This is a genomic window from Streptoalloteichus tenebrarius (genome assembly GCF_024171885.1).
GTDB classification, from domain to species: Bacteria; Actinomycetota; Actinomycetes; order Mycobacteriales; family Pseudonocardiaceae; genus Streptoalloteichus; species Streptoalloteichus tenebrarius.
In genome coordinates this window covers 1-24611 of sequence record NZ_JAMTCP010000015.1, presented here as the reverse complement: position 1 = coordinate 24611, position 24611 = coordinate 1, and the positions used below count along the sequence as shown (strand labels likewise).

24 protein-coding genes and 1 pseudogene are annotated in these 24611 nt (G+C 69.0%); 13 read left to right on the top strand and 12 right to left on the bottom strand.

Features of this window, described 5'->3' with window-relative positions:
• Window positions 1–87: 87 nt before the first annotated feature.
• Window positions 88–888: an aspartyl/asparaginyl beta-hydroxylase domain-containing protein gene (locus LX15_RS14745; protein ID WP_253670148.1), complete on the top strand. Its 801-nt coding sequence runs from the start codon at window positions 88–90 to the stop codon at window positions 886–888.
• Here LX15_RS14745 and LX15_RS14740 read toward each other — a convergent pair.
• A pseudogene (locus LX15_RS14740) lies at window positions 885–1823 on the bottom strand (integrase core domain-containing protein). The gene LX15_RS14745 and the pseudogene LX15_RS14740 overlap by 4 nt on opposite strands.
• 868 nt (window positions 1824–2691) lie before the next feature.
• On the opposite strand from LX15_RS14740, the gene LX15_RS14735 reads away from it, so the two are divergent.
• The 4 genes from LX15_RS14735 (at window position 2692) to LX15_RS14720 (ending at window position 7517) form a co-directional block, all read left to right on the top strand.
• Window positions 2692–4566 (top strand): ATP-dependent nuclease, encoded by a 1875-nt coding sequence (locus LX15_RS14735; protein ID WP_253670147.1) that lies wholly within the window; start codon window positions 2692–2694, stop codon window positions 4564–4566.
• Window positions 4563–6305 (top strand): UvrD-helicase domain-containing protein, encoded by a 1743-nt coding sequence (locus LX15_RS33125; RefSeq protein ID WP_253670146.1) that lies wholly within the window; start codon window positions 4563–4565, stop codon window positions 6303–6305. Before LX15_RS14735 ends, LX15_RS33125 begins: the two co-directional genes overlap by 4 nt.
• Before the next feature lie 193 nt (window positions 6306–6498).
• Window positions 6499–6909, top strand: coding sequence for a hypothetical protein (locus LX15_RS14725; protein WP_253670145.1), 411 nt, complete (start codon window positions 6499–6501; stop codon window positions 6907–6909).
• Window positions 6906–7517 (top strand): hypothetical protein, encoded by a 612-nt coding sequence (locus tag LX15_RS14720; RefSeq protein WP_253670144.1) that lies wholly within the window; start codon window positions 6906–6908, stop codon window positions 7515–7517. Before LX15_RS14725 ends, LX15_RS14720 begins: the two co-directional genes overlap by 4 nt.
• Window positions 7518–7883: 366 nt before the next feature.
• Here LX15_RS14720 and LX15_RS14715 read toward each other — a convergent pair whose 3' ends face one another.
• The 4 genes from LX15_RS14715 to LX15_RS14700 all read right to left on the bottom strand — a co-directional run bounded on the left by LX15_RS14715 (window position 7884) and on the right by LX15_RS14700 (window position 10814).
• On the bottom strand, window positions 7884–8414 hold the full coding sequence (locus tag LX15_RS14715; protein WP_253670143.1) for a class IV adenylate cyclase: 531 nt from the start codon (window positions 8412–8414) through the stop codon (window positions 7884–7886).
• A 37-nt stretch (window positions 8415–8451) separates the two neighbouring features.
• Window positions 8452–8772, bottom strand: a complete 321-nt coding sequence (locus LX15_RS14710) for a hypothetical protein (protein ID WP_253670142.1) — start codon at window positions 8770–8772, stop codon at window positions 8452–8454.
• Between the two features lie 187 nt (window positions 8773–8959).
• Window positions 8960–9946, bottom strand: a complete 987-nt coding sequence (locus LX15_RS14705; RefSeq protein ID WP_253670141.1) for an aldo/keto reductase — start codon at window positions 9944–9946, stop codon at window positions 8960–8962.
• Between the two features lie 208 nt (window positions 9947–10154).
• Window positions 10155–10814: a TetR/AcrR family transcriptional regulator gene (locus LX15_RS14700; protein WP_253670140.1), complete on the bottom strand. Its 660-nt coding sequence runs from the start codon at window positions 10812–10814 to the stop codon at window positions 10155–10157.
• A gap of 102 nt (window positions 10815–10916) precedes the next feature.
• Here LX15_RS14700 and LX15_RS14695 point away from each other — a divergent pair, with 102 nt between their 5' ends.
• Both LX15_RS14695 and LX15_RS14690 read left to right on the top strand, forming a co-directional pair.
• Window positions 10917–11948, top strand: a complete 1032-nt coding sequence (locus tag LX15_RS14695) for a glycoside hydrolase family 113 protein (RefSeq protein WP_253670139.1) — start codon at window positions 10917–10919, stop codon at window positions 11946–11948.
• 474 nt (window positions 11949–12422) lie between these two features.
• Window positions 12423–13136 carry a S1 family peptidase gene (locus tag LX15_RS14690; protein ID WP_372502722.1) on the top strand — a complete coding sequence of 238 codons (714 nt, stop codon included), beginning with the start codon at window positions 12423–12425 and terminating at the stop codon, window positions 13134–13136.
• Between the two features lie 203 nt (window positions 13137–13339).
• On the opposite strand, the gene LX15_RS14685 is transcribed toward LX15_RS14690, so the two are convergent.
• Window positions 13340–13708, bottom strand: a complete 369-nt coding sequence (locus LX15_RS14685) for a MerR family transcriptional regulator (protein ID WP_253670138.1) — start codon at window positions 13706–13708, stop codon at window positions 13340–13342.
• A gap of 59 nt (window positions 13709–13767) precedes the next feature.
• Here LX15_RS14685 and LX15_RS14680 point away from each other — a divergent pair, with 59 nt between their 5' ends.
• Window positions 13768–14571, top strand: a complete 804-nt coding sequence (locus LX15_RS14680) for an aminotransferase class IV family protein (protein ID WP_253670137.1) — start codon at window positions 13768–13770, stop codon at window positions 14569–14571.
• A gap of 211 nt (window positions 14572–14782) precedes the next feature.
• Here the strand turns inward: LX15_RS14680 and LX15_RS14675 are convergent, their stop codons facing one another.
• The gene (locus tag LX15_RS14675; RefSeq protein WP_253670136.1) at window positions 14783–15298 is read right to left on the bottom strand and encodes a hypothetical protein; all 516 of its coding nucleotides are present in this window, start codon (window positions 15296–15298) and stop codon (window positions 14783–14785) included.
• Between the two features lie 492 nt (window positions 15299–15790).
• Between LX15_RS14675 and LX15_RS14670 the strand changes: the two genes are divergently transcribed.
• The 3 genes from LX15_RS14670 (at window position 15791) to LX15_RS14660 (ending at window position 19179) form a co-directional block, all read left to right on the top strand.
• Window positions 15791–16234, top strand: a complete 444-nt coding sequence (locus LX15_RS14670) for a helix-turn-helix transcriptional regulator (RefSeq protein WP_253670135.1) — start codon at window positions 15791–15793, stop codon at window positions 16232–16234.
• A gap of 10 nt (window positions 16235–16244) precedes the next feature.
• Window positions 16245–16655 carry a VOC family protein gene (locus tag LX15_RS14665; RefSeq protein ID WP_253670134.1) on the top strand — a complete coding sequence of 137 codons (411 nt, stop codon included), beginning with the start codon at window positions 16245–16247 and terminating at the stop codon, window positions 16653–16655.
• Between the two features lie 136 nt (window positions 16656–16791).
• Window positions 16792–19179, top strand: coding sequence for an ATP-binding cassette domain-containing protein (locus tag LX15_RS14660; RefSeq protein WP_253670133.1), 2388 nt, complete (start codon window positions 16792–16794; stop codon window positions 19177–19179).
• 537 nt (window positions 19180–19716) lie between these two features.
• Here LX15_RS14660 and LX15_RS32490 read toward each other — a convergent pair.
• From LX15_RS32490 to LX15_RS14650, 3 genes are all read right to left on the bottom strand, one after another.
• The gene (locus LX15_RS32490) at window positions 19717–19839 is read right to left on the bottom strand and encodes a hypothetical protein (RefSeq protein WP_301304617.1); all 123 of its coding nucleotides are present in this window, start codon (window positions 19837–19839) and stop codon (window positions 19717–19719) included.
• Window positions 19840–20258: 419 nt separating this feature from the next.
• The gene (locus LX15_RS14655; protein WP_253670132.1) at window positions 20259–20696 is read right to left on the bottom strand and encodes a VOC family protein; all 438 of its coding nucleotides are present in this window, start codon (window positions 20694–20696) and stop codon (window positions 20259–20261) included.
• A 1-nt stretch (window position 20697) separates the two neighbouring features.
• On the bottom strand, window positions 20698–21279 hold the full coding sequence (locus LX15_RS14650; protein ID WP_253670131.1) for a DinB family protein: 582 nt from the start codon (window positions 21277–21279) through the stop codon (window positions 20698–20700).
• Window positions 21280–21340: 61 nt separating this feature from the next.
• Here LX15_RS14650 and LX15_RS14645 point away from each other — a divergent pair, with 61 nt between their 5' ends.
• The gene (locus LX15_RS14645) at window positions 21341–22300 is read left to right on the top strand and encodes a helix-turn-helix transcriptional regulator (protein ID WP_253670130.1); all 960 of its coding nucleotides are present in this window, start codon (window positions 21341–21343) and stop codon (window positions 22298–22300) included.
• A 151-nt stretch (window positions 22301–22451) separates the two neighbouring features.
• Here the strand turns inward: LX15_RS14645 and LX15_RS14640 are convergent, their stop codons facing one another.
• Window positions 22452–22937: a carboxymuconolactone decarboxylase family protein gene (locus tag LX15_RS14640; RefSeq protein ID WP_253670129.1), complete on the bottom strand. Its 486-nt coding sequence runs from the start codon at window positions 22935–22937 to the stop codon at window positions 22452–22454.
• A 260-nt stretch (window positions 22938–23197) separates the two neighbouring features.
• On the opposite strand from LX15_RS14640, the gene LX15_RS14635 reads away from it, so the two are divergent.
• Window positions 23198–24139 carry an RNA polymerase sigma-70 factor gene (locus LX15_RS14635; protein WP_253670128.1) on the top strand — a complete coding sequence of 314 codons (942 nt, stop codon included), beginning with the start codon at window positions 23198–23200 and terminating at the stop codon, window positions 24137–24139.
• A gap of 146 nt (window positions 24140–24285) precedes the next feature.
• Here the strand turns inward: LX15_RS14635 and LX15_RS14630 are convergent.
• Window positions 24286–24611: transposase (locus tag LX15_RS14630; protein ID WP_301304616.1), on the bottom strand; the 326-nt coding region annotated here is incomplete at its 5' end.

The window sequence follows — 24611 nt, the reverse complement described above, 5'->3', positions numbered from 1 at the left end:
GCACACGAACGCCGCGCCCGAGCGCATGATCTCTGACGGAGGGCGGACACGACGACGGGACCGCAGCGCGTGATCAGGGAGGCGAGCATGAGTCCTCCGCACCGGGACGAGGGCGACGCCGGGGCCGAACAGGCCTTCGCCACCCCCGGCGTCGCCCCGATGGGACGGCCGACCCTCTGGAACCGGGCGTTGATGCGGGTCGTCGCGGCGGTGGAACGCCTCAACGTCGCCCGCGCGAAACTGGGCAACCGGACGGTGTACGACACGGCGCTCTTCCCGTGGGCGCGGGACCTGGAGCGGGAGTGGCCGGCCATCCGCGCCGAGCTGGACGCGGTCCTCGCCGACCGCGAGAGGCTGCCCGCGTTCCAGGACATCCTCGCCGACGTCCGCACGATCACCAGGGACGACGCCTGGAAGGTGTTCCCGCTCGGCGGCTACGGGGTCGTCTCGTCCCGCAACATCGCCCGCTGCCCGCGCACCTGGCGGGCCGTCCGCCGCATCCCCGGTTTCCGGTCGGCGACGTTCTCGATCTTCGAGCCGGGCAAGCACCTGCCTCCGCACCGGGGCGCCTACAACGGGGTGCTGCGCCTGCACCTCGGCCTCGTGGTGCCCCGGGAGCGGGACAAGGTGGCCATCCGCGTCGGCGACGCCGTCCGTCACTGGGAGGAGGGCAGGGTCCTCATCTTCGACGACGCCTACGAACACGAGGCCTGGAACCACTCCCAGGAGATCCGGGTCGTGTTGTTCGTCGACTTTGTCAAGCCACTGCGCTTCCCCGCCAACATCGTCAACCGGCTGCTCCTGAGCCTCGCGGTGTTCACCCCCTTCGTCCGGGAGGGAGCCGAGAACCTCCAGGAGTGGGAGCGGCGCCATTACCCACGGCCCTAGGTGTATTGACCCGAGAGGTGAGGAACGCGGCTGGCAGGCCGGTTGGCCTGCGAGTGTGGTGTGGCCGCGGTGGTGACTGTAGGTGTGCAGCCACCGTGGTAGCTCGGCTCGTCGTTCGGCCTTGGTGCGGTAGGGCGGGCGTAGGCCCATTCATCGAGCAGGGCGCGGTGGAACCGCTCTCCTTCGCCGTTCGTTTCCGGGTGCCACGGGCCGGTGAAGCGCCGTGGGATGCCGAGGTGGTCGCAGGTGTCGCGCCAGATGTCGTGGGCGTAGGGCCAGGCGTTGTCGATGAGCACCCGCTCGATGACGATGCCGTGGGTGTTGAACCACGTCATCCAGCGCGGCGTGCAGGAACACGGAGCCACCGCCCTGGGCGCGTTCCTGGTTGGCCCGGCCGGCCGCACGCCCGAGAACCTCGTGGCCGCCGCCGACGGGGATGCGGCCCCGTTTCGTCACCTCGACATGGACCAGCTCGCCCGGCCGGTTGCGTTCGTCGCGGCGGATCGGTTCCGCGGTGGAACACCTCACACGCGGCCAGCGGCGGCAGGCCATGGCGGCGTAGGACCTGGTGCACGGTCGAGACGGCGACCGGGACCCGGGCGGCGACACGCAGCGGAGGCGCTCTCGTGTTCCCGCCGCGGTCGCACGATCCGCTCCTCGACCCCAGTCGGTGTCCGGCCGGGGCTGTGGTGCGGACGGCCCGAGCGATCGACCACCGCCGCCCCACCCACGGACCGAGAGCGGTTGGCCCAGCGGACCACGGTCGCGTGCGAGACCCGGAACCGTTCCGCCGCCCGCCGCAGCGGCCAACCCCGCTCCACGACACACCGCGCCGGACGCAGCGGGCACGTCGGGGTCAACGGGGCATTGCGGTGGACCGTCGAGGACCTCCCGGGTTGCGGTGCGGGTTGTGGTGGTCCACACCGAACCCGCAGGTCCTCACCTTGATCACCATCATCAACCGCGTGTCAGCCTGTCACCAACGTTCCCGAACAGCACCTAGAGTCCTGTCCCTCCTGGTAGATGCAGAACAGTCAGCAGTGCCTAGGAGATGCGGCACGCCACGCACGGGTTGAAAGAACTCGTCGATCAACTAAAGTCCTAAGCGGTCGATGTCGGACAGCGCTGAACCAGCGGGCGTCGAGGCGAGCGGGAGCGATGACATGAGATCTGGACGACGGTCCGGTCGGACGTTTGACGCCTTCGGTGAGCGCGTCGACGTCTTGTGCGAGCGGATCCCCGCCGTGCTCCCTAACGCACACACGCGGGCGGGCGCCAGCGACGTTGCGGCGCGGTCGATGAAGCTCTGGGTGATGGGTTGAGCAGAATCGTGCGAAGCGTCACGGGACCGCGTTTCGGTGCACACGTGGACTTCACAGTGCTAGCGCGCCTGTTGACCGTGTGCCGTGCGCCGATGAAGTCGTTCTCGCATCGCTGTTGCGAGCTGGACCTGTTTCGGCGACCACAGCCAACCGCGCCCATCAACGGCTCAACCAGTTGAGAGCGCAGAACTTGTTCGCTGGTGAGCCGATCGCGCGCTACCCCGTCGAGAAACCGGTGCTGTTGGCCCGAGCCTGCGAGCTGGTGACCCAGTATCGGGGCGTCCCACACAGGACTTGTCGCCGAACTCGGCTGGCCGGCCGAACAGGTCGAGGAGCTTCTGGGTCTGCGTTCCGGTCGGCCCATGCTGCGGCTGGTGCCGTATCAGGGCATTATCACTCTCCGTTTCGCGAAACCCGATGACGATCCGACGAGTCGTCCGGATGTCTACTCACACCAAGTCACCTGTAACGAAGGTGGGACATGCACATCTCGCAGGTACACGCGAGTAACTACCGGTCATGCCGTGACGTTACTGTCACGCTTCGGCCTGACCTCACTGTGCTGGCAGGGGAAAACAACGCTGGCAAGAGTACCGTGGTGGATGCTTTGCGAGTGCTGACCGAGCCGTTGGGAAACGGCCGAATTCCATGGCCAACCGATGCCGAGGTCACCGCCGGGGAAATCGCTACCCGTCTTAGCGTCACCCTCGCGGATATCGCGAGTGGACAGTCGGGAACCTACATCGAGGGAAGGGTGCCCGCTCCTAACTCACCCGGCATGTTCCAGGCGCGTTGGGGTCTGGAGTATCAGCGGTCTGCTGAGGGGCAGCGACGCGGCACGACGGGATGGTTTCGGGGTGCAGACATCCCTTGCGCGGATCCTGCTCTGCGCGGCGGAATCCGGCACGTGTATCTCAAGCCGTTGCGAGATGCCGTACATGATCTGGGTGGCTCTTCTGCCGGGAGGATCCGCGCGATCCTCAGTGGGCTGCTGGGAGGGCCAGATGCTACGGCAGTGTTTCTCGACCAGGCCCAGGAGGCGCTCAACGGCATCATCGACAACGACGTCATCATCCGGTTGCAAAAGGAGATCAACCAACCGCTGGAGGAGTTCACCGCCGGCGCCCATCCGCAAGAAGCGGGGTTTCAGATCACGGACCCCAGCCTGGCCTCGATTGCTCGTACCCTGCAGATGATGCTGGGCGACGCGTCTGGAGTCCTGGGGCCACTCAGTTCGTCGGGTTTGGGCTATGCGAACGCCTTGTACATCGCCACCGTCCTGGCCGAGCTGCGCGCGTTGAAAGATACTGACCTGACCGTCCTGCTGGTTGAAGAACCGGAAGCCCATCTGCACCCCCAACTGCAGACACTCCTGTTGCGACACCTCCAGCAACGAGCCCGTGACTCCCGGCTCCCGGTTCAGGAGGACGGCGGCGCGCCAGGGAACCCTGTCGCTCCGGCTGGGCATCTCCAGGTTGTGGTGACCACACACTCGCCTGTGCTGTCCGCCGCGGTTAGCGTCCGCGACATCGTCGTGATGACGCGGCGCCGCAACACGGACACGCGACGGTGGGAAGGGCGAGCGATCGCCGTCAGTGCCCTGGGCTTGACAGACAAGGAAATCCGGCAGATCGATCGCCTTCTCGACGTGACGCGAAATGCACTGCTGTACGCACCACGGGCAATCCTCGTTGAGGGCCTGTCGGAAGCCTTGCTGCTCCCTGCGCTCGCCGAGCGGGTTCTTGCCGCGCCTGATGGGGCGAAACCGGAAGACGCACGCATCGCCCGCCTCGCGCTGGAACGCTTCCACGGCACCACCATGCTCCTGGTGGACGGCGTCGGGTTCCCGACCTACCTGAAGCTTTTGCTGACACCCGTGGGCGACGCGCGCATCGCCCAGCGCATCGCATTGATCACCGACACCGATCAGGCCACAGAGGAGGGCAACCCGCAAAGGGTTCTCAACTACGATGTGGAAGTTGAACGGCACGGGCGGGAACGACTCGGAATCTTCGCCGGTGCGCGCTCACTCGAACCACAACTATGGCAACCCGGCAACGAGGACGTTCTGCGGGATGCCTTTCTCGCCTGCCATCCACAGTCACAGCACCGCTGGGACGCGGTTCTGGAATCCGACGACCCGTCACGCGCATTCTGGGGTCTGTTCGATCCAGACAAGAACCCTGATGAAGATGGCAAGCCGGCGAAGGGAACAAAGGTGTCCAAGCCCTATTTTGCGCAGGAACTGGCAGACATCCTCACCCAGCAGCCGCACCGCCCCTTCAACATCCCCCAATACCTACGAGACGCGATCGAGTACATCGCGGCCGCTGGCGAACAGGTGCCGACAGAGTGAGTCAGGACATCGAACATGCGCAAACCCAACAGCAGCAAGCGGTTGTCGCTGACGCTCCGGTGTTCGTGCAAGCCTGCCCCGGCGCCGGCAAGACGCATGTGATCGTCTCCCGCCATTTGCAACGACCCACGGGCTCGCTCCGCGGTGGACGGGCCTTGGTGTCGTTCACGCGTACGGCGCGGGACCAGATGAAGACCAGATGCATCACCGAAGGGCGACCCGACCTGGCTCAGTTCCCTCACTACATCGGTACTCTAGATGGGTTCATATGGCAGTTCCTCGTCTCCCCTCATCTCCAGACGCCGCAATCAGCGCAGCTGCTGGAGTCCTGGGCACAGCTGCCCAAGGCCAAGGTTGCCTTGGGCAAGGGAACCATTGCCCTGTCCGCCTTCACCTTTACCTTCGATCCTGACACTGAGCGTGAAGACGTCGCCGCGCCACGCGAAAACAGCAGCGCCGCCACAGCCGTGTCCAAGTCGATGTACTCGTGGGCTCGGTGGAAGCAGGCTGTACTTGAGTGTCGAGACCAGTGGCGCGAACGCGGATACTTCACCGGCCACGAGGCTCGTCTCGAGGCCTTGCGCAATGTGCGCACCGATCCCGTTGGCACCGTCGTTCCGCTGCGCTCACGCTTTACTGAGGTGATCGTCGACGAGGCGCAGGACTGCTCGATCACCGATCTTGCTATCCTCGACGAACTCAGAATCAACGGCATTCCCCTCGTAGTCGTCGCTGACCCTGACCAAGCGATTTACGGCTGGAGACAAGCAGATCCTGCCCGACTGCTCAGCTTTCGGGGCACTTTCGGCACCCGGATCACCCTGACAGGTAACCGGCGCAGCGCACCTCCGATCTGTGCGCTAGCTGCGACCCTCCGTACCAGTAACCGCCGGCCGGATATCAGTGTGGTGCGCAGCAGCGGACCCGCGGTCCACCTCATCCCCACCAAGTTCGGCAAGGCTGGGAAGACGACACACAGCAGCACTGGACAAGACCTCCTTGACCTGGTCCTCGGGCTGGCTGATCATCACCGTGAGCCAGAGAACCCGAACCCATCTGTGCTCGTACTGGCGCGGAAACATGCCCTCCTCCCGCCAGCGCTCCGTCGTGGTGAGCCGGACAGCAACACGATTACCCGGCTCGCTCGTGCTCACCAGTGCCTCCAGTCGAGTTCGACGAAGGTGACCGAGCTCGAGCAGGCGTGCCTGCTGGCAGAACAAGTTCTTCTAGGCTACTGGTATCCGGGGCAGGTAGGCAGCGTCACGCGGATCTGTCGTGCGGTCGGCTTGTCACCTGCCGTGCTTCGCCGCCACGCCTACGCCTTCCTGCAGGCACTCCCTGAGCCCTCCAGGGAATGGGCAGGCGAGGTGAACGCCCGCCTGAAGGGCTGGCGGCCGCCAGTGGGTGCCGCACCAAGCCGGGGAAAGGGTCTGCTGCGCGGGAAGGTTGCTTCCGTCGGGCAGCAGCAACAACGGCAATCCGCTGCGCGTCTCACCACCGTGCACCAAGCAAAAGGCGACGAAGCTGACGCCGTATGCGTGCTCCTGTCCGACAATGAGTTGATCGACGGGTGGATAACCGGAAGCGCCACAAGCGCCGAGGCGCAAGAGGAGCTTCGCGTCCTCTATGTCGCGGTTACCCGAGCGCGCAGACTCCTCATTCTCGCAGCACCCGAATACCGTATTGATGCTATACGAGACTTTCTCGTCAGAAACCAGGTGCCGACACGCGTCACCTGATATAAGTCCGCTGACGATCAGTACCGCCCTGCTGCTCGTCTCCTGAGGAGACTTCGCGGACTTGGGCGTAGCAGTACAAGCGCCGTCCTCATAGGACTGAACATTCTGCTCCTCTTGACCGAGATAGGTGGGGCGCTCTGACTATGTCTCCGCGCCGCTCCTGTCAACCCCTCGACATGGAACGTGGGGACTGGTGGTGGAGATGAGCCTCGCGGCGCCACGGCGCGGCGCGGTGCGGGGGCTGCTCGGCAACTTCAACGGCAGGCCCGAGGACGACCTGGACATCCCCGGCTCCGGCCCGCTGGCCCAACCACCCGCATTCGAGCCGCTCCACCGCGCCTTCGCCGACGCCTGGCGGGTGACCGCCACCAGTTCGCTGTTCACCTACGAACCGGGCACCAGCACCGAGACGTTCACCGACCGCGCCCTCCCCGAACGGGAGGTGCGGGCGGAGGACCTGCCGAACCGCGCGTCGGCGGAGGCGCTGTGCCGCCGACTGGGGATCACCGACGAGGTGACGCTCGACGCGTGCACCCTCGACGTCGGCCTCACCGGGGAAGCGCGGTTCGCCCTCGCCGACGCGGCCCCGAGGGGGCCCTGGTGACCGGCACGGACAGGAGGCTGCGCGACGGCGACGTCGTGGTCGGACGGATCGACCGACCGGGCCAGGTCGTGCGTTACGACCTCGACCTGGGCGGCGCCACGGTGTTCCGGCTCCATGACGTGACCGGGGCCGAACAGGGCCTGGACGTCGACCTCGCCGGCCCCGTCGCCGGCGACGCGCCGGGGTTCACGGTGACGAGCGCCTACCAGTACCGGGTCAGGCCCTCCGCCCCCTACCGATTGGAGGTCACGCGCAGGAGCGGCGCCACCGGGCCGTTCGGGTTCCGGGTCGTCACCGGCAAGGACCGGCGGCTCACCGCGAAACTCGGCGACCGCATCTCCGGGCGGCTCGACGTGTCCGGCCGCGTGGACCTGTACGCGTTCCAGCCGGACAGCCCGACGACCGTGCGCCTGGCCAACGGAAGCCCATGCCAGGGGATCGTCGTCGCGTTGGTGGAGGACGGCCCCGCGCCCCATGCCTACACGCCGAGCAACCCCTGCTGGGACATCGCGCTGGGCGCTGTCGAACCGGGCAGGCGCTACCTGCTCGCGGTGTGGTCCGACGCGGGGAAGACCGGAACCTACACCTTCGACCTCGGTCCGCGCTGACCGGCGACCTGCCCGGCCCTTCCCTGTGGTCAGCCCCCACCCGCCCTGGGGGCGAGCCCTGCTCCAGCCTATCCAGGCTCTGCCCCCCGACCAAGGCGACATCACTGGCCTGTGGACAACTCGCGCCCCTGTGGATAACCAGGGGCTGAACAGCAAAAATGGGTTGCGGGCATCGCCGTTCAGGAGTAGCGGGCCTCAGTCGCTCACCTTGAGGATGGTCCTGCCGACCTCCTGAGGTCCTTGCCCCTCTCCCATGGTGTGAAAAGGATGTCGTCTCGGCGTCGCAACCCTCGGGAGTCCGAAGTGGACCATCCTTGAGAGAGAACACCGGTCACCAGGGTCCGGCAAGGCATCGAGTGGCGAGGGTCAGAAGCGCAGTTCGGGGATCGTGTTGAGGTCGATGCCGTAGCGGGCGTAGACCTTGATCGTGTTCTCGCCGGTCAAGTCGGTCTCGGCATAGCCGAGCAGTCCGGCGACCCTGATCACCTCGTCCTTGGATCCGGCTTCGATCTCCAGGTACGGAGGGATCCGGGGCCAGGTGTCGATCTCGACCTGCGCGCCGTCGAGCAGGAAGCTCGTGCGCTTGGTCTCCTGGTACGACTTCGCGGTGAACCCGAGCACGCCGAGCAGGGCGTTGGTCGCGTCGAAGTCGCTCACGGTCACTTCGGTCTCGTGGGTGCCGTCGATGGCGTCGCTGGCGATTTCCTTGACGGTCAGGGTGACCTCGTCGCCGGTGTCGCGCAGCCTGATCCACTTGGACTGGTCGCCGGGGGTGAGGTCGTAGACGTAGCGCCGCATGAACCGTTCACCGAGCTTCTGACCGCCCTTGTCCAGGATCAGCCGTTCCATGGCGTCGGGGTCGATGTCGAGGATCTTGGCTTCGTGCTCGATGGGCACTACCGGGCTCCTTCCGGAAGGTGATCAGCGGTGGACGTTATCCGCAGAGGCGGGCAGTGAGCCGCTGGTACTCCGCTTCGCGCAGGGCGAGGATCTCGGCGGGCTTCGGGCTGGTCACGATCTCGTCCAGCGGCATGCACAGGTCCATGCGCTGGATGCACACGCCGACTTGGTAGCGGCCGGTGCGGTCGTAGTAGAGCCGCACGCCGTAGAAGCCTTCCTGACAGTCGGTGCTGTTGTTGAACCGACACCCTGCGCACGTGACGGGCAGTCGCACGGGCCGGATCTGCTTGAAGAACACCCGCCGTCCGTCCGGCAGCCGGTAGGCGGTGCACGGGTGGGGCGTGGCTGTGGTCAAGCACCACGTTGTTGGCGCTGGCCTTGATTCTCTGCGTCTCGCACGAGCAGGGCGACGGCCAGAACACGGGAGGGTGCGTCGACGTGGAAGAGCTGGCTGGTCCTGGCCGAACCGGCAGGTGGCGCACTCAGTGCGACCACCTGCCGGGCGGGATCTCGACCTGGTGATCCAGATGGCCGGGCTGGTGTCAGCCGTTGACGAAGGTGAGGCTGGCTGCGTCGTAGCGGGTGCCCGCGACCTGCTCGGGCGGGACGGCGGCCTCGATGGCGGCGAGGTCCTCGGCGGACAGCTCGATGGTCAGGGCCGCGAGGTTCTCCTCCAGGTACCGCTGCCGCCGGGTGCCGGGGATCGGCACCACGTCCTCGCCGCGGTGCTGCACCCAGGCCAGGGCGAGCTGCCCTGGGGTGACGCCCTTCGCCGCGGCCAGCTCGTCCAGCCGCGCCACGATCGCCAGGTTCCGTTCGAGGTTGCCCTCGGCGAACCGCGGCTGGTTCCGTCGCATGTCGGTCTCGGCCAGCGCCTCCACCGACCTGTACCGGCCGGTCAGGAATCCGCGCCCGAGCGGGGAGAAGGGGACCAGCCCGATGCCCAGCTCGCGGCAGACCGGAAGGATCTCCGCCTCCAGGTCGCGGGTCCACAGGGACCACTCGCTCTGGAGCGCGGCGATCGGGTGCACGGCGTGCGCGCGTCGGAGGGCGGCCGCGCTGGCCTCGGACAGGCCGAGGTGGCGGACCTTCCCCTCGCGCACCAGTTCGGCCATGGCGCCGACGGTCTCCTCGATCGGCACCCGAGGGTCGACCCGGTGCTGGTAGTAGAGGTCGATGTGGTCGACGCCGAGTCGGCGCAGCGACGCCTCGCACGCCTGCCGCACGTACGCGGCGTCGCCCCGGATGACGGTGGGCTCGCCCAGCCGGTTGACCAAGCCGAACTTGGTGGCCAGCACGACCTCGTCGCGGCGCCCGGCGATGGCCCGCCCGACCAGCTCCTCGTTCCGCCCCGCGCCGTAGAAGTCGGCGGTGTCCAGGAGGGTCACCCCGAGGTCGAGGGCGCGGTGCAGCGTCGCGATCGACTGCTCGTCGTCGGCGGCCCCGTAGGCGTGGCTCATGCCCATGCAGCCCAGCCCCTGCGCGGAGACCGCCAGTTCGCCGAGGTGCCGGGTGGGGACGTTGATCATGCCGCTGCCTCCTGTGGTTTTGCGGGAGCCGGTGGCCGCGACGCTACGGGTTGGAGCGCACTCCAGGTCAACACGCTGAACGCGTCGCTCGGCGACGGCGTCGGCAGCGCGGAGTGTGAACAGTGGACAGTCAACAACGTGGCGTGCTCGTGGCAGTGCTTTCCGGATTCGCCGAGACACGCGAGGGCGTCGCGGCAGATCGTCCACTTTAGACACTGTCGGGTTGACCGCGTCGCGCTCGTTCTTCGGCGGCGTCGAGCGCGGGTGTGAGTGGCGCGAGCGTGCTGCGGATCAGGTCGGGCAGTGAGCCGGACGGCACGACGAGCCCACTGGCGGCAGGTGACGTGGAGACGGGGCGCACCCATTGTTCGAGTGCGACGCGAACCGCGGCGGCCACGCTCGCCGCGAGCACCCGCGCGGTGTGCGGGCCGGAGTCGCCGAGGCGCTGGGAGATCGCGTCGGCGAGAGGGTGTTCGATCGCGGCGGCGGTGTCGAGGAACGCCTCGCGCAGCGCGGGCCGGGTGGTGATCAGCAGCATCGCGTCGCGGTGAGGCTCGCCCGGATCGGTGTACTGCTCCACGATCGCGTCGACCACGGCGTCGGCGAGGCGGACCTGGTCGGGCTGGGCCGCCACCGCCTCGGCGACCCGGGACTCCCGCTCGGCGGTGACGGCGGCGACGATCGCCTGTTCCCGACTGGAGAAGTAGTTGTTGTAGGTCCTCGGCGAGACGCCGGCGGCCTCGGCGATGTCGTCGACGCGCACGTTGTCCGGCCCGCGTTCCAGCGCGAGTCGCAGTGCCGCCTCGCGCAGCGCCTCCCTGGTGGCTCGCTTCTTCTGCTCGCGCAGTCCCGTCCGCCTCGTCGTCACCGTCCCAGCATCCCAGTTTGGGTGCGTGCACGCAAACTTGCGTGCACGCACTTTTTGCTTCTAGCCTCGGGCTCCCACACCCCGACAGGAAGGACGTGGCCCGTGCGAGCCAGGGGAATCACCTACGACACCGGCCTCCTCGGCACCGGAGGAAGCTCCCGTGAGCACTTCGACCCCGACGTGGTCAGGCGGGAGCTGGCCATCATCCGCGACGACCTGCACTGCACGGCCGTGCGCGTCATCGGCGGCGATCCGGAGCGGCTGGAGGTGGCCGCGACCTGCGCCGCCGACCTCGGCATGGAGGTCTGGTTCTCGCCCTACCCGCTCGAACTGACCGCCGACGAGATGCTCTCGCTGTTCGCCGACTGCGCCGAGCGGGCGGAGCGGGTGCGGCGGCGGGGAGCCGAGGTCGTCTTCGTCACCGGCGCCGAGCTGAGCCTGATGAACAGGGGTTTCCTGCCCGGCGACACCCAGGAGGACCGCCTCGACGTGTTGCTCGGACACCGGGACCAGGAACGCCTGCGCAAGCTGGTCGGCGAGGCGAGCGGACGCGTGAACGACTTCCTCGGCAGGGCCGTGTCGCTCGTCCGCGAACGGTTCGGCGGCAGGGTCACCTACGCCGCGATCCCGCTGGAGCGCGTCGACTGGGAGCCCTTCGACATCGTGGGAGTGGATCTCTACCGCTCGGCCGAGGTCGCCGACCAGTTCCGTGAGGGCGTCCGCTCTCTCGTCGCGCTGGGGAAGCCGGTCGCGATCACCGAGTTCGGCACCTGCGCCTACCGCGGCGCGGGCGATCATGGCGCCCGGTGCATGGAGATCGTCGAGTACGACGGGGACACCGGCGTTCCGGCTCGGCTGGACGGCGAGTACGTCCGCGACGAGGCCGGCCAGGCCGCCTACGTGCGCGAGCTGCTGGAGATCTTCGACGCGGAAGGGGTGGACAGCGCCTTCGTGTTCCTGTTCGCGCTCCACAACTTCCCTCATCGCCCCGACGGCGACCCGCGCGACGACCTGGATCTGGCCAGCCCCGGCATCGTCAGAGTCCTCGTCAACCGCCTCGGGGACACCTACCCCGACATGCCCTGGGAACCCAAGGCCGCCTTCACCGCCCTCGCCGAGTACTACGGCGGCTGACTGTCCGCCAGCGGCACATGACTGCGTGGTCGACGACAACGGATCGTCAACGGTGACCGCCCCTACCAATGGCGATCGGGGGGCGGTCGCCGACCGGGGCCTCGCCACGCCTCGCTCCCTTGCCATGTCCGACAAGTCGGGGCATGCGCAGAAGTAGGGATGACTGACTATTAGCGCCTACCTATGCCTTTCGTTCGCAGGGGCGTGCTGCCGTTCGTCTCAAGGATTGGGCGCGCGCGGGGGAGTCCGCGCGGTCCGGGGCGGGGGAGCACGCCGCTGAGCTGGGCGGACGGGCTGAGCGTCAGGGTGACTGGGGCGACGACGACAGGGGTCCACGCCGTCCGTCCGGCGAACACCGCGTCCGCGTTATGACGATGTGATATATCCCTTTTCACTCGATCGAGTGGTAAGAACCTCGTGTCCCAAGACACCCCCTGTACGCGAGAAATCGCGTGTCTTCGGAATCGAGGAACCGTGCGAATCACCAGGTTGATCCCTGCGCTCGCAGCCGCGTTGTTCACCGTCCTCGCCATGGCCCCGACCGCGTCGGCGGCGGCGCCCGAGGCGGAGGGCGGCGCCACGCCGTTCATCATCGGCGGTGGGCAGGCGAGCAACGCTCCGTGGGCGGCGCGACTGTTCTCCAACGGCCGGCAGACCTGTACCGCGACGATCATCGCGCCGACGTGGATCCTGACCGCGAAGCACTGTGTGAGCGGCGGCAATCTCTCGTTCCGCATCGGCAGCCTCGACCAGACCAGCGGCGGCACGGTCGCCAACGGCGTGCAGGTCCACAACCACTCGTCGGACCTCTCGCTGGTCCGGCTCGACCGTTCGGTGTCGGCGACCTACGCCCGGCTGGGCTCGCCCGGCTCGGTCTCGGCGGGCCAGTCCGTGCAGGTCTACGGCTGGGGTGCCACGTCCCAGTGCGGCTCGGAGATCAACTGCCAGTCGCGGTACCTGAAGGTCGCCAACGTGACGGTGACGGGCGGCTGCACCGACGCCTACGGTGGCTCGGCCATCTGTGCCCGTCGCGGCAACGGCATCACGGCCGGTGGTGACTCCGGCGGCCCGATGATGGCCAACGGCGTGCAGGTCGGCGTGGCCTCCACCAGCGACCGGCAGACCACCACCGCGTACACCAACGTGACGCAGTACCGGTCCTGGATCCAGTCGATCGCCGGCGTCTGACTCCGGTGATCAGCGGGGCCGCGCGAACCTCGACCCGCCCGGCCCATCCCGACCTGGCCCGCTCGCGCGACGACGCTCCCTCCCGTCGCGCGAGCGGGCCTTTGGCCTGGTGGAGCCAAGTCCGTCGCGGGGCGACCTTCGCTCCGCGACGCGGCGACAGCCTCGCGCGGCCGAGCATGCCGAGCATGCCGAGCACTCGGCGATCAGGCGTTGGCGTCGGCCGGTCGGCGCGAGGCGGTGTCGGCGAGGAGGTCGGCGAGCGCGGACCGGGCGTGCTGGAGCGTGCTGATCTTGTCGTCGAGGGTCCTGAGCTGGTCCCGCAGGATCCCCGCCGCGCAGTGCTCCAGTTCGGGGCCGGGACCCTCCACGCAGGGCAGCACCTCGCGGATGACGCTGGTCGGCAGGCCGGCGGCCAGCAGTGTCCTGATGTGCGAGACCACGGCGGGAGCGTCGTCGTCATAACGACGGTGGCCGGCGCCCACGCGGTGCGACGTGAGCAGGCCCTGCTCCTCGTAGTAGCGCAGCAGGCGCGGACTCACACCGGTCCTGCGGGCCAGCTCCCCGATCCTCACCGTGATCTCCCTCATCCGCGGTTGAATCTCACATCGATGTGAGATTCTACGGTGGCGACATGACCTCGTTCGTCGTTCACCGCAATGGCCGGCCAGCGTCCGTCGAGGACCTGACACCACTCGCCTTCGCCGGCTACGCCCACTTCACGGCCCTCCAGGTGCGCGGGGGCCGGGTCCGGGGGCTGGACATCCACCTGGAGCGGCTGCGGGTCGCCTCGCTGGAGCTGTTCGGACAGGCCCTGCCCGACGACCGGGTGCGCGCCCACCTGCGCGCGGCGGTGGAGGCGGGGCCGGCCGACATGTCTCTGCGGGCCACGGTGTACTCGCCGGCGGGGGAGTTCACCGCGACCGGGGAGGGGGCGGAACCCGAGGTGCTGGTCCGCACCGGCCCGCCCTCGTCCGGCCCCGACGGGCCGCTCGCGCTCGCCACGGTGGAGCACGAGCGGTTCCTGCCGGCGGTGAAGCACGTCGGCGAGTCCGCCAAGACCTACTTCCTCCGCCAGGCCGTCGGCCAGGGTTTCGACGACGCCGCCTTCCTTGACCGCCGTGGGCGGCTGAGCGAGGCGACGATCTGGAACCTGGCCTTCTGGGACGGCACGGCGGTGGTGTGGCCCGAGGCGGAGATGCTCATCGGGAGCACGATGTCCATCCTCCGTCGGCAGTTGGACCGCCTCGGCGTTCCCCAGCGCGTGCGGGAGGTCACCCCCGACGACCTGCCCGCGCTGGCCGGGGCCGTGGTCATGAACTCCTGGACGCCCGGGGTGGCCGTGCGCCGCATCGGTTCGGTGTCCCTGCCCGAGGCGTCGTCGTTCGTGGAGCTGCTCCACCGCGCCTACGAGGCCGAACCACTGGTCGCGCCCTGAGCGCGGCCCGTCCTCGTCCCAGGCGGTGATGCTCCGGGGTCGGTCCTCCTTCTCTCACGGACTTCTCTCACGGAGGAGGATCGACCCCTGGGCTCGTCGGAGTGGCGACGGTCAGCGCCGCCGTCGAGCGCACCAGCGTCCGTCCGCGCTCGCTCGCGGACGCCGTCGCGCGGAGACCACACCAATCCAGAACGCGGGCAGCCTGCCCTCGCTACCTGCGCCAGGTGACCGAGCGCGAAGAGGAGTCCTCGTAGGGAGCCTTCGAGTACGAGAACGAGAACGAGACGATCGGGTCCGACGCGGTCCCGAACATCAGCTCACATGTCTTGTACTCCGCGCCCTTCGCCGAGAAACTCGGGGGCGCGAACGTCTGCTTCTGGCGGCCCGTGGCGTCGACCGAGCGGCCGATCGCGAGCACCCATCCGGGGAAACCGTCGCTCCTGGTGGTGGCGTGCAGCGAAGGAGCCTGGATTCCGGTGAGGTTGGCGCCCTCGACGTTCGTCAGCTTCTTGTGGACGAAGAAGAACGTCTTACCTCGGATTTTCTCCTTGTCCTCGTCCTTCAGCGGCAGCTTGCCGATCTCGGCTTCCTTGGCCGGCGCCGTGTCGACGGTGACCGAGACTCCGAGCAGTCCCTTCGCGTAGCGGCTGTAGTACGGGATGACCGCCTGCTCGCCGAACTTCACCGTGGTGCCGGGGCGGGCCGTGTTCTCGTTCAGCTCCAACATGGGAGTCACGGTCAGGTAAGGCTCTTCCGGAGGCTTCGAGGCGCTCGTCGAAGGGACCGGGGTGGTCGGAGTGGTCTTTGCTGGTGCTGCTGAGGGTGTTTCCGCTGCGCTCGTGCAGGCGCTGACGGCGAAGGTGAGCGCGGCGACGGCGACAGGAAGGCGTCTCGTTCTCGTGAAATCCTTTGTTCCCCTCGTTTCGGCGGTATTTGGAGATGATCTTAAAGGCCTTGTCTTCGGTGTTCGCTCCGAGCCCACATCCGTCCGGAGTATTGACCCAAATGTCGCGCGGATTTTCCTTCGCGCTACTCGAAACCACGATGTGACGGTCCGAACCGTGACGGTCAGGAAGGCGCTCGTGAATCGTCCCCAGTCGGTTCTCGCGCCCACCTCGCCCCAGCGGCTCGCCGGCCTCCTGGCTGCTGCGACCCCAGACGCCCAGGGACCCCGGTCAGCACCGGCCGCCCGTCACCGTGATGTGGCACGATTTCGCAGGTGACCAGCAGAACCGCCGCCGCGCAGAACCTGCGCGACCTCGCTCTCCTGCGCCGCGTCCGCGACCGGATCGACCGGGAGTACGCGCAGCCGCTGAACGTCGAGGCGCTCGCCCGCGGTGTGAACATGTCGGCCGGGCACCTCAGCCGACAGTTTCGGCTCGCATACGGTGAGTCACCGTATTCCTATCTGATGACGCGGCGCATCGAACGCGCGATGGCGTTGCTGCGCCGGGGCGACCTCAGCGTCACCGAGATCTGTTTCGCGGTCGGTTGCTCCTCGCTGGGCACCTTCAGCACCCGCTTCACCGAGCTGGTCGGTGTGCCGCCGAGCGTCTACCGGCAGCAGGCGGCGCGCGCCACGGAAGGAATGCCGGCCTGCGTCGCGAAACAGGTGACCAGGCCGATCAGGAATCGAGAAGCGCGGTCGACGGGCGGGACATAGCGTGACCGCCATGGACCTCACCATTCACCAGACCTTCCTCCCGCACGACGACGCGGACGCCGCCCTGGCCTTCTACCGCGACACCCTCGGCTTCGAGGTGCGCAACGAGGTCGCGTACCAGGGGATGCGCTGGATCACGGTCGGCCCCGTCAACCAGCCCGGCACGTCCATCGTCCTCCACCCGCCGGCCGCGACCCCCGGCATCACCGACGAGGAGCGCCGCACCATCGCCGAGATGATGGCCAAGGGCACGTACGCCGCCATCAACCTGGCCACGAAGGACCTCGACGGCACGTTCGAGCGGCTGGAGGCCAGCGGCGCTGAGGTCGTCCAGGAGCCGACCGAGCAGCCGTACGGCGTGCGCGACTGCGCCTTCCGCGACCCGGCCGGCAACCTGATCCGCATCCAGGAGCTGCGCTGATCCGTCCGACCAACGCCGCGACGACCCGCGCCGTCGGCGCCGTGAAGGTGCCGGCGCGCGGTGTCGGCGGCCACCCGGCCGGGCCGCCGCAGGCCGCGAGGGCGGCCGGAGCCCCACGACTGGAGTCACAGCCACGATGAGCGAGAGCATGAGGATGGACCCGCAGCCGCTGACGCCGCGCGTCGCCGACACCCACGACCTGATCCGCGTGCACGGCGCGCGCGTGAACAACCTCAAGGACGTCAGCGTCGAGATCCCGAAGCGCCGGCTGACGGTGTTCACCGGCGTGTCCGGCTCGGGCAAGAGCTCGCTGGTCTTCGACACGGTCGCCGCGGAGTCGCAGCGGCTGATCAACGAGACCTACAGCGCCTTCGTCCAGGGCTTCATGCCGACGCTGGCGCGGCCCGAGGTCGACGTGCTCGAAGGGCTGACGACCGCGATCATCGTCGACCAGCAGCGGCTGGGCGCCGACCCCCGCTCGACCGTCGGCACCGTCACCGACGCCAACGCGATGCTGCGCATCCTCTTCAGCCGGCTCGGGCAGCCGCACATCGGCCCGCCCGGCGCGTACGCGTTCAACGTCCCCTCGGTCAGGGCGAGCGGCGCGATCACGGTCGAGCGCGGCGCGAAGAAGGCGGTCAAGGCGACCTTCAGCCGCACCGGCGGCATGTGCCCGCGCTGCGAGGGCCGGGGCTCGGTCAACGACATCGACCTGTCCGCGCTGTACGACGACTCCAAGTCGCTCAACGAGGGCGCGCTCACGATCCCCGGCTACAGCATGGACGGCTGGTACGGCCGCATCTTCACCGGCTGCGGGTTCTTCGATCCGGACAAGCCGATCCGCGAGTTCACCAAGAGGGAGCTGCACGACCTGCTCCACAGGGAGCCGACCAAGATCAAGGTCGACGGGGTCAACCTCACCTACGAGGGCCTGATCCCCAGGATCAGGAAGTCGATGCTGTCCAAGGACGTCGACTCCCTCCAGCCGCACGTCCGCGCGTTCGTGGAGCGGGCGGTCACCTTCGCCACGTGCCCCGAGTGCGACGGCACCCGGCTCAGCGAGGCGGCGCGGTCGTCGAAGATCAGGGGGATCAGCATCGCCGACGCCTGCGCGATGGAGATCCGCGACCTCGCCGACTGGGTCCGCGACCTCGACGAGCCGTCGGTGGCCCCGCTGCTCGCCGCGCTGCGGCGGACCCTCGACTCGTTCGACGAGATCGGGCTCGGCTACCTCAGCCTCGACCGGCCGTCGGGCACGCTGTCCGGCGGCGAGGCGCAGCGCGTCAAGATGATCCGCCACCTCGGGTCGTCGCTGACCGACGTCACCTACGTCTTCGACGAGCCGACCGTCGGGCTGCACCCGCACGACGTCCAGCGGATGAACGACCTGCTGCTGCGGCTGCGGGACAAGGGCAACACCGTGCTGGTCGTGGAGCACAAGCCGGAGGCGATCGCGATCGCCGACCACGTCGTCGACCTCGGCCCCGGCGCGGGGACCGCCGGCGGCGAGGTCGTGTTCGAGGGCACCGTCGAGGGGCTGCGGGCCAGCGGCACCCTCACCGGGCGGCACCTGGACGACCGCGCCCGCCTGAAGCCGTCGGTGCGCACGCCGTCGGGTGTGTTGGAGGTGCGCGGCGCCAACACCCACAACCTGCGGGACGTCGACGTCGACATCCCGCTCGGCGTGCTGGTCGTCGTCACCGGGGTGGCGGGCTCGGGCAAGAGCTCGCTGATCCACGGCTCGGTGTCGGGGCGGGACGGGGTGGTCTCGGTCGACCAGACCCCGATCCGCGGCTCGCGGCGGAGCAACCCGGCGACCTACACCGGGCTGCTCGACCCGATCCGCAAGGCGTTCGCCAAGGCCAACGGCGTGAAGCCGGCGCTGTTCAGCGCCAACTCCGAGGGCGCCTGCCCCACCTGCAACGGCGCCGGCGTCATCTACACCGACCTGGCGATGATGGCCGGCGTCGCCGCCCCCTGCGAGGAGTGCGAGGGGAAGCGGTTCCAGGCGTCGGTGCTGGAGTACCACCTGGGCGGCCGCGACATCAGCGAGGTGCTCGCGATGTCGGTGACCGAGGCCGAGGAGTTCTTCGGCGACGGCGAGGCCCGCACGCCGGCGGCCCACCGGATCCTGCGGCGGATGGTCGACGTGGGGCTGGGCTACCTCAGCCTCGGCCAGCCGCTCACCACGCTGTCCGGCGGCGAGCGGCAGCGGCTGAAGCTGGCCACCCACATGGACGAGAAGGGCGGCGTCTACGTCCTCGACGAGCCGACCAGCGGTCTGCACCTCGCCGACGTCGAGCAGTTGCTCGGCCTGCTCGACCGGCTGGTCGACTCCGGCAGGTCGGTCATCGTCATCGAGCACCACCAGGCGGTGATGGCGCACGCGGACTGGATCATCGACCTCGGTCCCGGAGCCGGCCACGACGGCGGCCGGATCGTCTTCGAGGGCACGCCCGCCGACCTCGTCGCCGCCCGCTCCACCCTCACCGGAGAACACCTCGCGACCTACGTCGAAGCCTGACCGGCCCTCGGCTTTCGCCAGGCGACGGCGGCAGGGGCGTGCTCGTCTCGGTGGCGCGTGAGTCCTTCCGGGAGCGGGCGCAGTCCACAGAGGCGTGAGGCAATGTCCATAGAGGAGCGATGTGGGGTCCACACAGGACAATCGTGTGGACCCCACCGCTGTTCTTCGCTGCCTCGGCACGGTCAGTAGGGGCGGTACAGCTCCTTGACCGACCCGGGCTCCTGCTCTGCTCTCCTGCTCTGCGGCCTTCAGCGATCGCTTGACCCCCAGGGTCCGCCCGGCTGGGGGAGAAGCGGACTTGCCGGGCTTGAAGGTCCACGTCTGGAACAGCTCGCCCAGCTCCCGGCCGGAGACCTCCTCCACCAGCGCGACGAACTCCTCCGTGCCCGCATTGACATGGGCCTCCCTCATCTCGTGGTCGGCCGGGTACCGCTGGTAGAACCAGTTCGCCAACTGCTCAGGGCTGCCCTTGTCCTGGTAGCCCGACCACCGTCACTGCACGTGGGTGGCGAAGCCCTCGTTGAGCCGGATGTCCTTCTACTGCCTCATCGACACCGAGTTGCCGAGCCACTGGTGCGCCATCTCGTGGGCGAGGAGGAAGGAGTTCGGGCCGTTCCTGAAGTACGACCCCAGCAACGCCGGGCGGGTATGGGTTTCCACGGGGCGACCGACGGCGTGCCGGCTGAGCGCACGGGCAGCGCGAAGCCGAAGTTGACTGACGACAACTCCTGCGTCGTCTTCGGACGGATCGTGGCGGTGCCGGTCAGCCAGTCGTTCCACGCCCGTACTCCAGGCGCAGGTCGTAGGGGCTGACGTCGTAGCCGCCGTTGCCCGCGCCGGGGTGGTAGGGGTCGCCCAGACCTGACGAACCGGGTTCGGCCGCGTGCGTGGGCGCGGCCGCGCCCAGGAGCGACGCGATGACCAGGCCGGCCGGCCGTTGCCTTCACGGTGTGTCCTTCCTCGGCGAGGAGCGAGTGCGCCCCCACCGAGGAAGGACATCGTGAACACGATCGTGGCGTGACCTCCCGTGGATCGCTCCGCTGGCCCGACCGGCCCGCGGGGTGGCGGGGAGGGCGCTGTCAGTCAAGGCAGAACTCGTTGCCCTCGGGGTCGGCCATCACGAGGTGACCGGCGCCGAGCGGGGGAGCGGGCTCGTGACGCCGCAGCCGGGTCGCGCCGAGGGAGACGAGCCGCTCGGCCTCCGCCTCCAGCGCCGCCATCCGCTCGTCACCCTGAAGCCCCGGTGCGGCGCGCACATCGAGGTGCACGCGGTTCTTGACCTGCTTGGGCTCCGGAACCCGCTGGAAGAACAGCCGCGGCCCGGAGCCGTCGGGGTCGACCACCGCCGAGGCGTCGTTGCGGTTCTCGGGCGGCACCCCCATCGCGTCCAAAGCCTGCTCCCACGACTCGAAGCCCCGCGGCGGTCCCTGCACCTGGTAGCCGAGGGCCTCGGCCCAGAACGCCGCGAGCCTGGCGGGGTCGGCGCAGTCGATGGTGATCTGAACGTGGCGGGCCATCTCAGTTCGTCTCCTGAGTCTTCCGGTGGGTGTGGAGGTGGAGGTCGCGGAGCAGGCACACCTCGGCCAGGTGGTGGATCAGCTCGCGGTTGACGTGCAGCACCAGCGCGGCCAGGGGATGGTCGGCGTACGGTCCCTCAGCCGGCCCGCAGGGGCGGGCGAGGCCGGTTTCGCCGAGCGACTCGACGCCCGCCATCCACGTGGCGTACTCCGCGTCGAGCTGGGCCAGCGCGTCGCCGGCCGTCTCGGCGTACTCGAACGACTGGTAGTCGGTGGGCGCGCGGCCGAAGTGCGCTGCGTTGCGCGCCGCGAGCACGCCCACGATCACGTGCCCGAGGCGCCACGCGATCGTCGTGAACGGGGGCGGGTCGGGCTGCGGCATCGCGAAGTCGATGGTCATCGCGCCGGACCCGACCCGGACCGGCGCCGTGCCGGTGCCGCGCGGTCGCACGCTCCAGCAGCCGGCCACCGGCTCCCAGAAGTACTCGTCGTCGGTGAGGCCGTCGAGCCGGTCGCGAAGCTGGTGGGTCCAGTGCCAGGCGATCTGGTCTCGGAGCAGGGGGTTCCAGGGCTGGTCGCTCACGGCTCCAGCGTCTCGCGGATAGCGGACAGGGTCGTTCCGCGATCCGTGGAACGATGAGCACGTGACTGTCGAGGCGACGACCGAACGGGTGCTGCGGCTGCTGGCGCTGCTGCAACGACGGCCGTCCTGGACCGCCTCCGAGCTGGCCGCGGAGCTGGGGGTCACCGACCGCTCGGTGCGCCGCGACGTGGAGCGGCTGCGTGCGATCGGCTACCCCGTGCACGCGGCGGCCGGCGTGGGCGGCGGCTACCAGCTCGGCGCGGGCGCCCGGCTGCCGCCGCTGCTCCTCGACGACGAGGAGGCGATCGCGACGGCGGTGTCCCTGCGGCTGGCGTCCGGGGGTACGGTCGCCGGGGCGGGTGAGGCGGCGCTGCGGGCGCTGGCGAAGCTCGACCAGGTGATGCCGCCCCGGCTGCGCGCCGAGGTGCGGGCGGTGCACGGCGCCACCGAGACCCTCGTCGGCGCCGGGGTCGAGATCGACGCGGAGCTGTTGGTGACCCTCGCGCGGGCCTGCCGCGACGCCGTGCGGGTGCGGTTCCGGTACACCGGCCGCGACGGCGCGGAACACGAGCGCACCGTCGAGCCGGTGCGGATGGTCGCCACCAGCCGCCGCTGGTACCTGATGGCCTGGGACGTCGACCGGGACGACTGGCGCACCTTCCGGCTGGACCGGATGCGCGACGCCGTGGCGACGACCTGGCGCTTCCGGGTGAGGGAGCACCCCGACCCCGTCGCCTACGTGCGGCGCTCCGTGACCGAGGCGCCGTACCGGTACGTCGCCCGGGTCCGGCTGCACGCGCGGCCCGAGCAGGTGCGGGAGCTCGTGCCGCCCCAGGTGGGGCACGTGGAGGACGATCGCGACGGGTGGTGCGTGCTCGTCGTGGGCGGGGACGACCTGGACTGGCTCGCCGTCCACGTGATCCGGCTCGGCTTCGAGGCCGAGGTGCTGGAGCCCCCGGAGCTGCGGGAGGCCGCCGCCCAGCTCGCCCGCCGCCTCGCGGCCATGGCCAGGACCACCTGACCGACGTTCCCTGACTGATCGTCAGGGCTGCGGCTGCGTGAGCCCGTATGACGGGCTTCGCGCTCCTTCGGATGATTCTCGGTTTCGGGTGGACGGGGCTGGCCCGGCCCGGACCGGGTGGTCCTGGGCCGGGCCGGGGCACGGCCGCTGGTCAGTTCACCATGTGGGCGAACATGCCGGCCTCGTAGGAACCCGCCGGGTTGCGCACGATCACGTTGATCCGGTTGGCCGCGTTGATGAGGGCGATCAGGCAGACCAGCGCGCCGATCTGCTCGTCGTCGTAGTGCTCGCGCACCCGTGCCCAGGTCTCGTCGGACACGCCGTGGTGGCTGTCGGCGAGCCGGGTCCCCTCCTCCGCGAGCGCCAGCGCGGCGCGCTCGGCCTCGGTGAACACGGTGGCCTCGGGCCAGGCGGCGACCAGGTTGAGCCGGACCGCCGTCTCGCCCGCGGCCGCGGCCTCCTTGGTGTGCATGTCGATGCAGACGGCACAGCCGTTGATCTGGCTCGCCCGGATCTTGACGAGCTCCTGGGTGGCCCTGGGCAGCGTCGACTGCTCGATCACCAGGCCCGCGTTGGCGAACCTCTTGCCGAACTTGGCGCTGGTCTCCTGGGCGAACAGGTCGATACGGGGTTCCATGTTCTCGTCCTCACTCGTGGTGTTGGTGCTGCCTCATCGGGACGACCACGAGATGCCGGCGGGCCGAGCTGTGTGACAGCACGTGTCGCGCGTCACATGAAGGCGGCACATCGGTGATGCCGAGGCGGCCGCTGCGGGCGTCGCCTCGGCGTCGCGCGGATGAGAGGCGGACCACAACGATCGATGAGCGTCTTGCTGTCACAAAGCGGCGGCACCTGGTGTCTTGTGGGTGACACAGGTCGAGTGAAGAGGAGTCACCCATGGTGGGCACGGCGCGGACCGCACCCGGAGAGCGCGGCGAGAGCACGGCGGAGGACGACCGCCCGGACCCCGCCACCACGGCGTTCCTCGCCCACCGCAACCTGCTGTTCACCGTCGCCTACGAGATGCTCGGCTCGGCCGCCGACGCGGAGGACGTCCTCCAGGAGACCTGGCTGCGGTGGGCGGGCGTCGACCTCGACACCGTGCGGGACCAGCGCGCCTACCTGGTCCGGATCACCACCCGCCAGGCGCTTCTCCGGCTGCGCGCGCTCGGCCGTCGCAAGGAGTCCTACGTCGGCTCCTGGTTGCCTGAGCCGCTGCTCACCGCGCCCGACGTGGCCGAGGACGTGGAGCTGGCCGACAGCGTCTCGATGGCGATGCTGCTCGTGTTGGAGACGCTCACACCGACCGAGCGCGCGGTGTTCGTGCTGCGGGAGGTGTTCGACCTGGCCTACGAGGAGATCGCGGAGGCCGTCGAGAAGAGCCCGGCGGCGGTCCGCCAGATCGCGCATCGCGCGCGGGCGCACGTCGCCGCGCGCCGCCCGCGCGGGGTCGTGTCTCCGGCGGAGGCCCGCGGCGCGCTTGAGGCGTTCCAGCGGGCGATCGAGACGGGGGACCTGCAACGCCTGCTCGACATCCTGGCGCCGGACGTCGTCCTCGTGGGCGACGGCGGCGGTGTCGTCCGTGCCGTGTTGGCGCCTGTCGTGGGTGCTTCCAAGGTGGCCCGCCTGATGACCGCCGGTCTGGGCAGGGTCGCCGGCATGGTGTCGTTCGAGCCGGCACAGGTCAACGGCTACCCGGCACTCATTCTCCGGCTCAACGGCGAGATCGACACCGTCATGGCGATGCGCATCGAGGACGGTCTCATCACCGGGCTCTACGGCGTGCGCAATCCGGAGAAGCTGTCGCGCATGGCGCAGGAGACCACTCTGCGTCGTTGAGCCCGGGGGCCTCGAACCGGACCCCGCCTTCGGGGCGACATCGACACCCCAGTGGTCCCAAGGACACACAGACATCCATCGACTGGATGCGCACTGTGTCGGTTTCGTCGCGCATAGCGAGCTAGACGAGTAATGCGTAACTGGGGTTAGTGGTCGTAGGCGGTCAGGGAGCGGGTGACGGGCTGGCCGGTGGCGCGGTTGTGCCAGATGGCGGCCGTTAAGGCCAGGAGTCGTTGGGCGATGCGAACACCGACGCCCTCGATGGTGCGCCCGCCGTGTTGTTCCAGGTCGAGTTGGCCTTTCAACGTGTCGTTGACCGACTCGATCAGCTGGCGGACGGCCTTGAGCAGCGGCTCGCCGGGATGCGGGGTCCGGTTGCGGTAGGACGGTCGGATCAACCGGACCCCGCGCTCGGCGAGGAAGTGGTCGAGTTCGCGGGAGACGTAGCCCTTGTCGGCGATGATCAGCAGGC